This is a genomic window from Pseudomonas sp. 18175 (assembly GCF_050432925.1).
GTDB lineage: Bacteria > Pseudomonadota > Gammaproteobacteria > Pseudomonadales > Pseudomonadaceae > Aquipseudomonas.
On the sequence record NZ_JBKFTO010000009.1, the window covers coordinates 243,790 to 256,984 of the forward strand.

The following is a 13,195-nucleotide window of genomic DNA, read 5'->3' on the forward strand; positions in this document are numbered from 1 at the left end:
CACTAGGTTTCTTAGGCAGGAAAATGAGCAGTATTTTCGATTGGTAAAATTACCCTTAGAGGGTAATTATTGGACTCAGGTGTCTTATGGAAAAGTACACACCTCATTACGATTTGGCTTTGGTGAAAAAAGAGGTCGTTCGGTTGGGTTACAGGGCATTCACCGCCACCGCCCTGCAAGATGCCCGAAAAATGGAGCTGAGCCCCGGCCAGATGCAACACGTGGTCTGCGCCCTTGAGCACCGAATGTTGTACAAATCAATGACGACCTATGCAGACCATCGGGTATGGCAGGACGTCTACCTGATCAAGATCTACGGCACGGAGATTTACATCAAGGTCACTTACCGTCCAGGCGGTGGCCCTCCCGTAATCTCCTTCAAGGAGAAAACCCAATGAGAACCCAGCAATGCATGAGCTGCGGAACCCATGACGCAATGCAACATTTTGAAGGTCGCACCTTCAGGATCAACACGCGGGGAATGATCCGGGATATTCCGGACATTGCAGGTTGGGAATGCGAGGTCTGTCATGAAGTTGAGTTTGATCACGACGACGACAGTGCAGAACGCTATTGCAAGGCTTCCGATCTGCTGCTGATCGACGCGCGAAAAATCATCGCCGCTGAAATGAAGCGCATCCGCCGCAAGCTACACCTGACACAGAAAGACGCGGTGAGGCTTTTGACCGTCCGCGGGCACAATGCATTTTCTCGCTACGAACGGGCTGAGATCTTTCCGCCGGAACCGTTGCTCACATTGATGCGCCTGCTCGATAAGCACCCTCACCTGCTGGCGGAGATAGAGGCCCTCAATGTCGGGGACGACTTGAACCAACTGCTCCTCAAAAAAGACGCGCAGCAACTCGCTGCACAAGCCTCCTGAAAAAACAGCAGGCAAAAACAAACCCGGCACCAGGCCGGGTTTATTTATTCACCCATCGATCAATGCAAAATCTGGCTCAAGAACAACTTGGTCCGGTCATTCTGCGGATTGTCGAAGAAGTCATTCGGCGCCGCCTGTTCCACAATCTCGCCCTTGTCCATGAAGATCACGCGGTTGGCCACGGTGCGCGCAAAGCCCATTTCGTGGGTTACGCACAACATGGTCATGCCGTCTTCGGCCAGGCCGATCATGGTGTCCAGTACCTCTTTCACCATCTCCGGGTCGAGGGCCGAGGTCGGCTCGTCGAACAGCATGATTTTCGGCTTCATGCACAACGCACGGGCAATCGCCACACGCTGTTGCTGGCCGCCAGACAGTTGCCCCGGGAACTTGTGGGCCTGCTCCGGAATACGCACGCGCTCAAGGTAATGCATGGCGATTTCTTCGGCCTTGCGCTTGGGCATCTTGCGCACCCACATCGGCGCCAGCGTGCAGTTCTGCAGGATGGTCAGGTGCGGGAACAGGTTGAAGTGCTGGAACACCATGCCGACTTCGCGGCGGATCGCTTCGATCTGCTTGAGGTCGTTGGTCAGCTCCACCCCATCCACCACGATGCGGCCTTGCTGGTGTTCTTCCAGGCGGTTGAGGCAGCGGATGGTGGTGGACTTGCCCGAACCCGACGGGCCGCACAGCACGATACGCTCGCCCTGCTTGACGTTGAGGTTGATGTCTTTCAACACGTGGAACTGGCCGTACCACTTGTTGACGCCCTGCATCTGGATAATGCCTTCAGGGCTCACAGGCTGTTTGATCGCTTCGCTCATAACATCAACTCCTAACGCTTGTGGCCAGTGTCGAGCTTGTGTTCCAAATGAATGGAATAGCGCGACATACCAAAACAGAAAATCCAGAACACCAGGGCGGCGAACACGTAGCCTTCGGTGGCCATGCCCAACCATTTAGGGTCGGCGGCGGCTTGCTTGACGCTGTTGAGCAGGTCGAACAGGCCGATGATGATTACAAGGCTGGTGTCCTTGAACAACGCGATAAACGTGTTGACGATGCCCGGGATCACCAGCTTCAGGGCTTGCGGCAGAATCACCAGGCCCATGCTGCGCCAGTAACCCAGGCCCATCGCGGCAGCCGCTTCGTACTGACCTTTTGGAATCGCTTGTAAGCCACCGCGTACCACTTCAGCCACGTAGGCCGACTGGAACAGGATCACGCCGATCAACGCCCGCAGCAGCTTGTCGATGCCCATGCCTTCGGGCAGGAACAACGGCAGCATCACCGAGGACATGAACAGTACGGTGATCAACGGCACGCCGCGCCAGAATTCGATGAAGGTCACGCAGACCACCCGAATCGCCGGCATGTTCGAACGCCGCCCCAACGCCAACACAATGCCCAACGGCAAGGCGCCAGCGATACCGACGGTGGCGATCACCAGGGTCAGCATCAAGCCGCCCCATTGGCTGGTGGCCACGTTGGTCAGCCCAAAGATGCCGCCGTGCAACAGGAAAAACGCGATGATCGGGTACAGCACCAGAAAGCCCAGGCCGTAGACCGCCTTGCGCGGGAAGCGCGAGATGAACAACGGCGCCACGCCGACAATGGCCAGCCACACGGTCAGGTCTACGCGCCAGCGCAGGTCACCGGGGTAGTAGCCGTACATGAACTGCCCAAAGCGCTGCTGGATAAACACCCAGCAGGCGCCTTCCTTAGTGCAGTCGGCGCGGGTGGTGCCGACCCAGTTGGCGTCCAGAATGGCCCAATGCAGAATCGGCGGCACCACCAGGTAGATCAGGTAAAACGCCAACAACGTCAGCAGGGTATTGAGCCAACTGGAAAACAGGTTGGCGCGCATCCATGCGACCGGGCCGAAGACCTTGCTCGGCGGCGGCATATCAGGTTTGAAAGTATGCGAACTCATGCTGGTTTCCTCACCGCTCGATCAGCGCAATGCGCTTGTTGTACCAGTTCATCAGCAGGGAAATGCTGATGCTGATCGCCAGGTACACGCTCATGGTGATGGCAATAACCTCGATGGCCTGGCCGGTCTGGTTAAGCACCGTGCCGGCAAACAGCGAAACCATTTCCGGGTAACCGATACCGGCGGCCAGCGACGAGTTTTTCGCCAGGTTGAGGTATTGGCTGGTCAGCGGCGGAATGATCACCCGCAGGGCCTGCGGGATGATGACCTTGCGCAGCGTCGGCCCAGGGCGCAGGCCGAGGGAGCGTGCAGCTTCGGTCTGGCCGTGGCTGACGGACTTGATGCCCGACCGCACGATCTCGGCGATAAATGCTGCCGTGTACACGGTAAGCGCCAGGGTCAGTGCCAGCAGTTCAGGGATCAGTACCCAGCCGCCGACAAAGTTGAAGCCTTGCAACTTGGGCATTTCCCAGTGCAGCGGCGCACCGAAGATCAAGGCGCACAACGCCGGAATCACCACCAACAGGGCAAGGCCCGCCCAGAATTTGTGGAACGGTACGCCAGTCGCTTCAAAGCGCTTGTTGGCCCAACGTGCCATCAGCACCACGGCGATGATCGCCAAGACGACGCTGACCACAAACGGCCAGAACCCATCCGCCGCCAGCGCTGCCGGCATATTCAGGCCACGGCTGCTGACAAAGAAGGTATCGCCGAAGTTATGACTGTTACGCGGCCCCGGCATGGTCAGGAACACCGCGAAATACCAGAACAGGATTTGCAGCAGCGGCGGGATGTTGCGGAACACTTCCACATACACGGTTGCCAGCTTGTTGATCATCCAGTTCGGCGACAGCCGCGCCACGCCGATGACGAACCCGAGCAGCGTCGCGAGGATCACGCCGATAAAGGTCACCAGCAAGGTATTGAGCAAGCCGATCACAAAGACCCGGGCATAGCTGTCCGATTCGGTGTAGTCGATCAAATGCTGCGCGATGCCGAACCCGGCACTGCGTTCAAGAAAGTCGAAACCCGAGGTAATGCCCCGGTGTTGAAGGTTGGTCTGGGTGTTGTCGAAGAGGTACCAGCCCAGCGAGATCACCGCCACAATCGTGATGATCTGGAAGAGCCACGCACGCACTTTGGGATCGCTGAAGCTGAGCTTCTGCTTGGGTGCGACGATTTGTTTCTGCATGAAATGCCCCGAAAGAAATGGAACAGGAACTCACCCGGCGGTTGGCCCACCGGGTGATTGAACCATCAGCGATCAGCGCACAGGGGGTGCGTATTGAATGCCGCCAGCGTTCCACAGCGCGTTCAGGCCACGGTCGATTTCCAGCGGGGTGCTCTTGCCCAGGTTGCGCTCGAACACTTCGCCGTAGTTACCGACTTGCTTGACGATCTGGACAACCCAGTCTTTCTTCACTTTCAAGTCTTTGCCGTATTCGCCGTCAGCACCCAACAGACGGGCAACGTCCGGGTTCTTGGTGGACTTGGCTTCGGCTTCTACGTTTTTCGAGGTGATACCGGCTTCTTCAGCGTTGAGCATGGCGTAGCCCACCCAGCGCACGATGGCCAGCCACTCGTCGTCGCCATTACGCACCACCGGGCCCAACGGCTCCTTGGAGATGGTTTCTGGCAGAACCACGTAGTCCTTCGGTGCGGCCAGCTTGCTGCGCTGGGCGAACAGTTGGGACTTGTCGGAGGTCAGTACGTCACAACGACCGGATTCCAGCGACTTGGCGCTTTCATCGGAGGTGTCGAAGGTGATCGGGGTGTATTTGAGGCCGTTGCCACGGAAGTAGTCGGAAACGTTCAGCTCAGTGGTAGTACCGGCCTGGATGCAGATGGTTGCACCGTCCAGTTCCTTGGCACTTTTCACGCCCAGCTTGTTGTTAACCAGGAAGCCGATGCCGTCGTAGTAAGTGATGAAGCCTGGGAATTTCAGGCCCATGCCGGCGTCGCGGGAGCTGGTCATGGTGGTGTTGCGGGACAGGATGTCGACTTCACCCGATTGAAGCGCGGTGAAACGCTCCTTGGCGTTCAACTGGCTGAATTTGACCTTGGTCGCGTCGCCAAACACGGCAGCGGCCACAGCGCGGCACACGTCAGCATCGATCCCGAGGATCTTGCCGCTGGCATCCGGCACCGAGAAACCCGGCAGGCCGTCACTCACGCCACATTGCACAAAGCCTTTCTTCTGCACGGCATCCAGGGTGGCGCCGGCTTGGGCGAAACCGCTGACACCCAATACGGCCGCCGCAGTCACGATGGCCAGGGTGGATTTCAATACCTTCATTCAAACCTCCAGTTGCTCTTGTTGTGTCGGAGCTCGAACCTCAGCGCACCCTTATGAGGCGGTATTGACCCGTGTTGGCTTTTTTTAGGGTCAAGCAGCTTGAGGCCGTCGCAGTAATTCCAGCTGCTATCCCATGAGCGGCAGTCACTGATAGTGTTACTGTCCCAAGAGATAGTTCTGACATCGTTCAACACATAGCAAGGCCCGTACCAGAGTGCTGGCTGAGTCGTTTCAGCCCACTATCAAGCGCAAAAGATTCAACCTTGCGACATTCTCGTAACAGATCAACCTGACGCGCACCGTTGGGTCGCACTTAATCGGAGCGCGCGCACATATATGGAGCAGACATGACCGAACCCTTGATTCTTCAGCCCGCCAAGCCCGCAGACGCCTGCGTAATCTGGTTGCATGGCCTGGGTGCCGATCGCTACGACTTCCTGCCGGTGGCCGAAGCGCTGCAAGAAAGCCTGCTGACGACCCGTTTCGTTTTGCCCCAGGCACCGACCCGTCCCGTCACCATCAATGGTGGCTATGAGATGCCCAGCTGGTACGACATCAAGGCCATGAGCCCGGCCCGATCCATCAGCCTGGAAGAGTTGGAAATATCGGCAAACATGGTCACGGATTTAATCGAGACCCAGAAGAGAACCGGAATAGACGCTTCGCGAATTTTTCTCGCCGGTTTCTCCCAAGGTGGCGCCGTGGTGTTTCACACCGCATTCCTGAATTGGGAAGGCCCATTGGGTGGCGTGATCGCCCTCTCCACCTACGCGCCAACCTTCAGTGACGAGCTGCAATTGTCCGCCAGCCAACAGCGCATTCCGGCCCTGTGCCTGCACGGCCAGTACGATGAAGTGGTACAGAACGCCATGGGCCGCAGCGCCTACGAGCACTTGAAGAACCGTGGTGTCACCGTGACATGGCAGGAATACCCAATGGGCCACGAAGTGTTACCCGAAGAGATTCGCGATATCGGCACTTGGTTGAGCGCCCGCCTGGGCTAAAACCTGTGTTTATGTAGCCGTATGACAGACGCACTACGCCGCGCCCGTTTCTTGCATTACACTGGCCGGCGTACATTCCTTAACCAATTAATGAGATCACCGTGCTCGAAGCACTCAAGAAGATGTTCGGCAAAAGCGAGGCCGAGCCGCTCGCGCCTGTTCCCAGTGCTCCTGTCCCGACTGCCGGCAGCCGCAATGACGGTAAACAGCCCGAGCGAGCTGCGCCTATCGCCCAGCCGACGCCGCCTACGGTGACCGCGCCTGAACCGGCAAAAGAAGCCGCACCGGCCCCCAAGCCGCGCCGCGAACGGGCGCCCAAGCCGCCCGTTACCCCATGGAAGCTCGAAGACTTCGTCGTCGAACCCCAAGAAGGCAAGACCCGCTTCCACGATTTCAAACTGGCCCCAGAACTGATGCACGCCATCCAGGACCTGGGCTTCCCGTACTGCACGCCGATCCAGGCGCAGGTACTGGGCTTCACGCTGGCCGGCAAAGACGCCATCGGCCGTGCCCAGACCGGCACCGGCAAGACTGCCGCGTTCCTGATCTCCATCATCACCCAGCTGCTGCAGACGCCGCCGCCCAAAGAACGCTACATGGGTGAGCCTCGCGCGCTGATCATCGCCCCGACCCGCGAGTTGGTAGTGCAGATCGCCAAGGACGCCGCCGACCTGACCAAGTACACCGGCCTCAACGTGATGACCTTCGTCGGCGGAATGGACTTCGACAAGCAACTCAAGCACCTCGAAGCCCGCCACTGCGACATCCTGGTGGCCACCCCTGGCCGCCTGCTGGACTTCAACCAGCGCGGCGACGTGCACCTGGATATGGTCGAAGTGATGGTGCTGGACGAAGCCGACCGCATGCTCGACATGGGCTTTATCCCACAAGTGCGCCAGATCATTCGCCAGACTCCACCGAAATCCGAGCGCCAGACCCTGCTGTTCTCCGCCACCTTCACCGAAGACGTGATGAACCTGGCCAAGCAGTGGACCACCGACCCGTCCATCGTCGAGATCGAGGCGGAAAACGTCGCCAGCGAAAACGTCGAGCAACACATCTACGCCGTGGCCGGTGCCGACAAATACAAGCTGCTCTACAACCTGGTCAACGACAACGGTTGGGAGCGGGTGATGGTGTTTGCCAACCGCAAGGACGAAGTGCGCCGCATCGAAGAACGCCTGGTGCGTGATGGGGTGAACGCTGCGCAATTGTCGGGCGATGTGCCGCAGCACAAGCGCATCAAGACCCTGGAAGGCTTCCGCGAAGGCAAGATCCGCGTGTTGGTGGCCACTGACGTGGCAGGCCGCGGGATTCACATCGATGGCATCAGCCACGTGATCAACTTCACCCTGCCGGAAGTGCCGGATGACTATGTACACCGCATTGGTCGTACAGGGCGTGCCGGGGCTGCGGGTGTGTCGATCAGCTTTGCCGGGGAAGATGACTCGTATCAGCTGCCGTCAATCGAGGCGCTGCTGGGTCGCAAGATCAGCTGCGAGACGCCGCCGACGCATCTACTGCGACCTGTCGAGCGCAAACGCCCTTAAAGCTGGAATGCGATAAAAAATGTGGGAGCGGGCTTGCTCGCGAATGCGGTGTATCAGTGATGAATGTATCAACTGACACACCGCATTCGCGAGCAAGCCCGCTCCCACATTTGGTTTTGTGCCAGGCCTAAGACTTCCAGCGATCCGCGGCGGCGTGGTCGCTACTGCGCCCCTCTACCCAACGCGGCCCTTCGCTGGTGTTTTCTTTCTTCCAGAACGGCGCCCGCGTTTTCAAGTAATCCATCACAAACGCACAGGCATCAAACGCCGCCTGGCGATGGGCACTGGCTACTCCGACAAACACAATCGGCTCCCCCGGCTCCAGCGCGCCGATGCGGTGCAGCACGTCCAGCTTGAGCAACGGCCAGCGCTGTTCTGCTTCGGCGGCAATCTTGGCCAGGGCCTTTTCGGTCATGCCGGGATAGTGCTCAAGAAACATCCCCGACACCTCACGGCCATCGTTGAAGTCGCGCACATAGCCGACAAAACTCACCACCGCCCCCACGCCGACGTTGGCCGCGTGCATGGCGTTGACTTCGGCACCGGGGTCAAACGCCTCGATCTGCACCCGAATGGCCATGCTCAGCCTCCCGTTACAGGCGGGAAGAACGCCACTTCATCACCATCGACGAGGGCTTCGTCCAGCGTACACAGCTCCTCGTTGCGCGCGCACATCAGGCTGGACTCGTTGAGTACGGCAAAGTCTGCATCATCGGCGAGCGCGAGCCGTACCGAATCGACGGTGGCGAAATCGCCCTCCATCTCCAGCGAGTCGAAGCCCACCGCTTCGGCGTAACGCGCAAAAAACAATACGTTGATGCTCATGCCTGGTCCGCCTTGAAATGCCCGCTTTTGCCGCCGAGCTTTTCCAGCAGGCGAATGCTTTCGATGGTCATCCCACGGTCCACGGCCTTGCACATGTCGTAGATCGTCAGGGCCGCGACGCTGGCGGCGGTGAGGGCTTCCATCTCCACGCCGGTCTGGCCGGAGAGTTTGCAGCGCGCCACGATATTCACCGCATCCACGCCATCGGCACTGAGCTCTACTTTGACGCCGGTGAGCATCAGCGGGTGGCACAGGGGGATCAAATCACTGGTTTTTTTCGCCGCCTGGATCCCGGCGATGCGGGCCACGGCAAACACGTCGCCCTTGGGGTGGGCGCCATCGACAATCATTTTCAGGGTCTCGGGCAGCATGCGCACACGGGCTTGCGCCACCGCTTCACGGAACGTCACGGCTTTATCGGTGACGTCGACCATGTGGGCGCGACCTTGGGAATCGAGATGAGTCAGCACGGGGTTACTCCTGATCAGGAGCACCGATTGTAAACCCGGCGGTCAGATTTGCGCATGCCTTTGTGGGAGCTGGCTTGCCTGCGATGCAGGCACCGCGGTGTATCAGCTACACCGCGGTGATGCTATCGCAGGCAAGCCAGCTCCCACAAAAAGCCTGCTCCCTACCGACCGTGTTTACAGATGGGACTCTGCGTACTCGGCCAAAATCGAACGAGGAACCCCTTGCAGCGCAATATGCACGCCGTTCGGGAAGTCTTTGAAGCGTTCCGTCAGGTAGGTCAGCCCGGAGCTGGTCGCGGACAGGTAAGGGGTGTCGATCTGTGCCAGGTTGCCCAGGCACACCACTTTGGAANCTCTGCGTACTCGGCCAAAATCGAACGAGGAACCCCTTGCAGCGCAATATGCACGCCGTTCGGGAAGTCTTTGAAGCGTTCCGTCAGGTAGGTCAGCCCGGAGCTGGTCGCGGACAGGTAAGGGGTGTCGATCTGTGCCAGGTTGCCCAGGCACACCACTTTGGAACCGGCGCCGGCACGGGTGATGATGGTTTTCATCTGGTGCGGCGTGAGGTTCTGGCACTCATCGATCAGAATCAGGCTTTGCTGGAAGCTGCGCCCCCGGATGTAGTTAAGGGATTTGAACTGCAACGGTACTTTGCTGAGGATGTAATCGACGCTGCCATGGGTGTTTTCATCATCCATGTGCAAGGCTTCGAGGTTGTCGGTGATCGCCCCCAGCCACGGTTCCATTTTTTCCGCCTCGGTGCCGGGCAGGAAGCCGATTTCCTGGTCCAGGCCCTGCACGCTGCGGGTCGCGATGATGCGGCGATAACGCTTGGTCACCATGGTCTGCTCGATGGCGGCAGCCAGGGCGAGGATGGTTTTACCGGAACCGGCGGCGCCCGTCAGGTTGACCAGGTGGATGTCCGGGTCGAGCAGCGCATACAGCGCCAGGCTCTGGTAGATATCACGCGGTTTCAGGCCCCAGGCTTCCTGGTGCAACAGGGGTTCCTGATGCAGGTCGAGGATCAGCAGCTTGTCGACCTGGATCTCTTTGATCCAGCCCACAAAACCCTGTTCGTCGATGATGAATTCATTGATATGCACGGCCGGCAGGTTGTCGATCAGTTGTACCTGGTGCCAGGTGCGGCCGTGGTCTTGGCGGGTTTCCACCTTGCTGACCAGGTCCCAGAATGAGCCGGTCACGGTGTGATACCCACGGGACAGCATGGATACGTCGTCAACCAGTTGGTCGGTGCTGTAGTCCTCGGCCGCGATCCCACACGCACGGGCCTTGAGGCGCATGTTGATGTCTTTGGTCACCAGCACCAGGCGCAGGTCCTTGTCATGCGCGTGCAGGTCGATCAATTGGTTGATGATTTTGTTGTCGTTGAGGTTTTCCGGCAGCAGGCTGTTGGGCTCGCGGCCCTTGCTCATCAGGATCGACAGCAAGCCCTTGGGCCCGCTCTTGCCGCGCTGGATCGGCACGCCGACTTCCACATCTTCAGGAGACGCTTCGCCCAATGTCTTGTCGATCAGGCGGATGGCCTGGCGACATTCGGCGGCAACGCTGTGGTGCCCGCTTTTGAGTTTGTCGAGTTCCTCAAGCACGATCATCGGGATGGCGACGTGGTGTTCTTCAAAGTTGAGCAGAGCGTTTGGATCGTGGATCAATACGTTGGTATCAAGCACATAAAGGATTGGCTGGTCGGAAGAAGGGGTGCGTCCATGATCATCCATACTCGGTCACCTTTTGTGGGAGCCAGTCGACGCAATACCTGGGCGGTGCTGCGCCTCGATTCGACCACCGAATGCACCTGAGGGACGTCAAGTGCATGCCCACATGAGGAGTCTTGGAAGACGCCACCTGTGGTGCAGGTTTCGGCGATCTGACTTCGTAATACCGCAAAACCTGTGACACTAAAAAGCACTTTGACGCTTTTTTGAAGTTTATTTTTCAGGATGACGAATAGCACTAGCCGAGTGCCAGCCACCCCGTTAAAGTCGGAAGTCCGCCTGCATCGATTTGTCGCACAAAATCGCCCCAAGATCGCCTCATCCCCAACAGGGCCGGGCACTTCATCTTTTTATCGAAAGGCTTCCCGGCAGTCCTGCCAACCCAGCCCACTTTGCGCCGTTGCCTGTAGCAACATCGGCAAAGCGACCCGCGCCTTGTCTTGGGTGTCGTGAAACACAATCACCCCTTTGCGCCACAACAGCATCAGCGTCAGCACGCGCTGCGCCGACTCATCGGCCTTGAGCTTGCCAGGGTCATCCTGGGAGTCGATGTCCCACAGCGCCACCTGCAAGCCCTGGGACTGGAAGAAGCCCTGGCTGTCTGCACGGCGTTGGCCGTAGGGCGGGCGGAATAGAGGGACGTAGTTTTCCGGCATCAGGTTTTGCGCCAGCGAAGCGGTGCGGGTGATGGAACCTTGCCACTCCACCCAATGGCTGTGGGAGCGGTATTGCCAGCCCTGGGTGCCCACGCACTGGCCTTGGTACAACGCCTGCACATCGCTGGCCGAACTGCGTTCGACGCGGGTTTGCAGGCTGCTGCCGAGCACAAAAAACGTCGCGTTCATCTTCTGCTTGCGCAGGTAATCGGCCAGCCAGTCGGTATTGCCGCTGACCGGCGCCGGGCCGCCGTCGAAGGTCAGCAGGAACATCCGGTCGTTGAATTCGTCGCCATTGCGCTCATGGTCGCCGAAGCGTGCGATTTCGCTGCTGATCTGCGGAAACAGCGCGGCCTTGCGCAGCAATTCGTCCAGGTAGCGCTCATGAAAGGTGTGGCTGGGGCCAGCCCAGCCTATATAGAAAGAATTGTCGCTGACCTCGAACTTGCCCGCTTGCTCGCGCAGATCGTCCATGTTCTCCACCAGGTAGCAGAACGAGGCGTCTTCCTCGCAGCTCTGTTGGGCGAAGGTGTAGTTCTCCAGCAGGCGCTGCCAGAGCTGGCGGCGCAAGTCGTCGATGGCGGCCAGGTTGATGATCTTCAAGCCCAGGCGCTGCTTGAGCGCCGCATCATCCTGGGCTTCGCTGGCCAACAGGCTGTGGGCGAACATCAGGATCTCTGCACGTGACGCCACATCGAACAGCGCCGGGCTGGCGAGCTTTTCGGGCCAGGTGCCACGGTCCAGGCTGGCCACATCCACCGGCGCGGCCTGAACATTCAGGCACAGCAGGCATGCCGACAACAAAAGCGCTATTCGCACACGGGGTCTCCTTCTCCAGAGTTACCGGCCATCATAACGGATCATGCCTATCGCCATCATAGGTGGAGTCAAAACGCCCAAGCCCCTAGAATCGCCGCACGATTTAAGGAGACGACTTCATGCTGACGGTGATTTCCCCCGCCAAGACCCTCGATTTCGAGACCGCGCCTGCCACTGAGCGCTTTACCCAGCCGCAGTACCTGGACCATTCCCAGGAGCTGATCGAGCAACTGCGCGAGTTGAGCCCGGCGCAAATCAGCGAGCTGATGCACGTGTCCGACAAGATCGGTGGCCTCAACGCCGCACGCTTCGGCAGTTGGACCCCAGCGTTCACCCCGGCCAACGCCAAGCAGGCGCTGCTGGCGTTCAAGGGCGACGTGTACACCGGCCTCAACGCCCAAACCTTCAGCGACGCCGACTTCACCTACGCCCAAGACCACCTGCGAATGCTCTCGGGCCTCTACGGCCTGCTGCGCCCCCTGGACCTGATGATGCCGTACCGTCTGGAGATGGGCACCAAGCTGGCCAACGCCCGTGGCAAGGACCTGTACGCCTTCTGGGGCACCCGAATCAGCGAATGGCTGAACGAAGCCTTGGCTGCGCAAGGGGACGACGTGCTGCTGAACCTGGCGTCCAACGAGTATTTCTCGGCCGTCAAGCGCACGGCCCTGAACGCACGGATCATCAATACCGAGTTCAAGGACTTGAAGAACGGCCAGTACAAGATCATCAGCTTCTATGCCAAGAAGGCCCGGGGCATGATGAGCCGTTTTGTGATTGAAGAACGCATCAACGACCCGGCCAAGCTCAAGGCGTTTGATGTAGCGGGTTACCGTTTCAATGCGGAGCAGTCCAAGCCGGATAACCTGGTGTTTTTGCGCGATCACGCACCGGAATAAAGCTCTCGAAAGCACAGATGTTCAAATGTGGGAGATTCTATGGTTGAGGGGAAGTCCCCAAAACCGCTTTTGACTTGTACTCACTCTGATTTTTCAGGAGTGAAAACGCGATCCGTGCCAGCTTGCG

Annotated in this window: 13 protein-coding genes and 1 pseudogene; 5 read left to right on the top strand and 9 right to left on the bottom strand. The window is 58.9% G+C overall.

All coding sequences use genetic code 11. The features are described 5' to 3' along the window. Positions 1-86 precede the first annotated feature (86 nt). Both ACLD1Y_RS15090 and ACLD1Y_RS15095 read left to right on the top strand, forming a co-directional pair. Complete coding sequence (locus ACLD1Y_RS15090; RefSeq protein ID WP_429478694.1) at positions 87-398, top strand: type II toxin-antitoxin system MqsR family toxin; 312 nt, start codon at positions 87-89, stop codon at positions 396-398. After that, a complete protein-coding gene (locus tag ACLD1Y_RS15095; RefSeq protein WP_429478695.1) occupies positions 395-883 on the top strand; it encodes a type II toxin-antitoxin system MqsA family antitoxin in 489 nt (162 codons plus the stop codon). The genes ACLD1Y_RS15090 and ACLD1Y_RS15095 overlap by 4 nt, the downstream gene beginning before the upstream one ends. A gap of 59 nt (positions 884-942) precedes the next feature. On the opposite strand, the gene ACLD1Y_RS15100 is transcribed toward ACLD1Y_RS15095, so the two are convergent. The 4 genes from ACLD1Y_RS15100 to ACLD1Y_RS15115 form a co-directional block, all read right to left on the bottom strand. After that, positions 943-1,707, bottom strand: a complete 765-nt coding sequence (locus tag ACLD1Y_RS15100) for an amino acid ABC transporter ATP-binding protein (RefSeq protein WP_003171943.1) — start codon at positions 1,705-1,707, stop codon at positions 943-945. Positions 1,708-1,718: 11 nt separating this feature from the next. Then, entirely contained in the window at positions 1,719-2,816 is a 1,098-nt protein-coding gene (locus ACLD1Y_RS15105; RefSeq protein WP_429478696.1) for an amino acid ABC transporter permease, read from the bottom strand. Between the two features lie 10 nt (positions 2,817-2,826). Next, complete coding sequence (locus ACLD1Y_RS15110) at positions 2,827-4,008, bottom strand: amino acid ABC transporter permease (RefSeq protein WP_429478697.1); 1,182 nt, start codon at positions 4,006-4,008, stop codon at positions 2,827-2,829. A gap of 72 nt (positions 4,009-4,080) precedes the next feature. After that, positions 4,081-5,112, bottom strand: coding sequence for an amino acid ABC transporter substrate-binding protein (locus tag ACLD1Y_RS15115; RefSeq protein ID WP_159962489.1), 1,032 nt, complete (start codon positions 5,110-5,112; stop codon positions 4,081-4,083). Between the two features lie 347 nt (positions 5,113-5,459). Here ACLD1Y_RS15115 and ACLD1Y_RS15120 point away from each other — a divergent pair, with 347 nt between their 5' ends. Continuing rightward, a complete protein-coding gene (locus ACLD1Y_RS15120) occupies positions 5,460-6,116 on the top strand; it encodes an alpha/beta hydrolase (RefSeq protein ID WP_429478698.1) in 657 nt (218 codons plus the stop codon). 101 nt (positions 6,117-6,217) lie between these two features. After that, on the top strand, positions 6,218-7,666 hold the full coding sequence (gene rhlB, locus ACLD1Y_RS15125; RefSeq protein WP_429478699.1) for an ATP-dependent RNA helicase RhlB: 1,449 nt from the start codon (positions 6,218-6,220) through the stop codon (positions 7,664-7,666). A gap of 127 nt (positions 7,667-7,793) precedes the next feature. Here the strand turns inward: rhlB and moaE are convergent, their stop codons facing one another. The 5 genes and pseudogenes from moaE to ACLD1Y_RS15150 form a co-directional block, all read right to left on the bottom strand. After that, a complete protein-coding gene (gene moaE / locus ACLD1Y_RS15130) occupies positions 7,794-8,246 on the bottom strand; it encodes a molybdopterin synthase catalytic subunit MoaE (RefSeq protein ID WP_429478700.1) in 453 nt (150 codons plus the stop codon). 2 nt (positions 8,247-8,248) lie between these two features. Continuing rightward, a complete protein-coding gene (gene moaD / locus ACLD1Y_RS15135) occupies positions 8,249-8,491 on the bottom strand; it encodes a molybdopterin converting factor subunit 1 (protein WP_429478701.1) in 243 nt (80 codons plus the stop codon). Then, complete coding sequence (gene moaC, locus ACLD1Y_RS15140) at positions 8,488-8,961, bottom strand: cyclic pyranopterin monophosphate synthase MoaC (RefSeq protein ID WP_194936792.1); 474 nt, start codon at positions 8,959-8,961, stop codon at positions 8,488-8,490. Before moaC ends, moaD begins: the two co-directional genes overlap by 4 nt. Before the next feature lie 353 nt (positions 8,962-9,314). Further along, positions 9,315-10,697: pseudogene (locus ACLD1Y_RS15145) on the bottom strand (PhoH family protein); the annotation flags it as partial. Positions 10,698-11,044: 347 nt separating this feature from the next. Continuing rightward, a complete protein-coding gene (locus tag ACLD1Y_RS15150; RefSeq protein WP_429478702.1) occupies positions 11,045-12,169 on the bottom strand; it encodes a polysaccharide deacetylase family protein in 1,125 nt (374 codons plus the stop codon). Between the two features lie 119 nt (positions 12,170-12,288). On the opposite strand from ACLD1Y_RS15150, the gene yaaA reads away from it, so the two are divergent. Further along, positions 12,289-13,068, top strand: coding sequence for a peroxide stress protein YaaA (gene yaaA, locus ACLD1Y_RS15155; RefSeq protein ID WP_429478703.1), 780 nt, complete (start codon positions 12,289-12,291; stop codon positions 13,066-13,068). Positions 13,069-13,195: the final 127 nt, after the last annotated feature.

What these genes read in the sequence shown, in the direction of transcription:
- ACLD1Y_RS15110 (WP_429478697.1), bottom strand. Translation starts at nt 4,008, where the DNA reads ATGCAGAAACAAATCGTCGCACCCAAGCAGAAGCTCAGCTTCAGCGAT.
- ACLD1Y_RS15095 (WP_429478695.1), top strand. Translation starts at nt 395, where the DNA reads ATGAGAACCCAGCAATGCATGAGCTGCGGAACCCATGACGCAATGCAA.
- ACLD1Y_RS15100 (WP_003171943.1), bottom strand. Translation starts at nt 1,707, where the DNA reads ATGAGCGAAGCGATCAAACAGCCTGTGAGCCCTGAAGGCATTATCCAG.
- ACLD1Y_RS15090 (WP_429478694.1), top strand. Translation starts at nt 87, where the DNA reads ATGGAAAAGTACACACCTCATTACGATTTGGCTTTGGTGAAAAAAGAG.
- yaaA (WP_429478703.1), top strand. Translation starts at nt 12,289, where the DNA reads ATGCTGACGGTGATTTCCCCCGCCAAGACCCTCGATTTCGAGACCGCG.
- moaD (WP_429478701.1), bottom strand. Translation starts at nt 8,491, where the DNA reads ATGAGCATCAACGTATTGTTTTTTGCGCGTTACGCCGAAGCGGTGGGC.
- ACLD1Y_RS15105 (WP_429478696.1), bottom strand. Translation starts at nt 2,816, where the DNA reads ATGAGTTCGCATACTTTCAAACCTGATATGCCGCCGCCGAGCAAGGTC.
- moaE (WP_429478700.1), bottom strand. Translation starts at nt 8,246, where the DNA reads ATGGCCATTCGGGTGCAGATCGAGGCGTTTGACCCCGGTGCCGAAGTC.
- ACLD1Y_RS15120 (WP_429478698.1), top strand. Translation starts at nt 5,460, where the DNA reads ATGACCGAACCCTTGATTCTTCAGCCCGCCAAGCCCGCAGACGCCTGC.
- ACLD1Y_RS15115 (WP_159962489.1), bottom strand. Translation starts at nt 5,112, where the DNA reads ATGAAGGTATTGAAATCCACCCTGGCCATCGTGACTGCGGCGGCCGTA.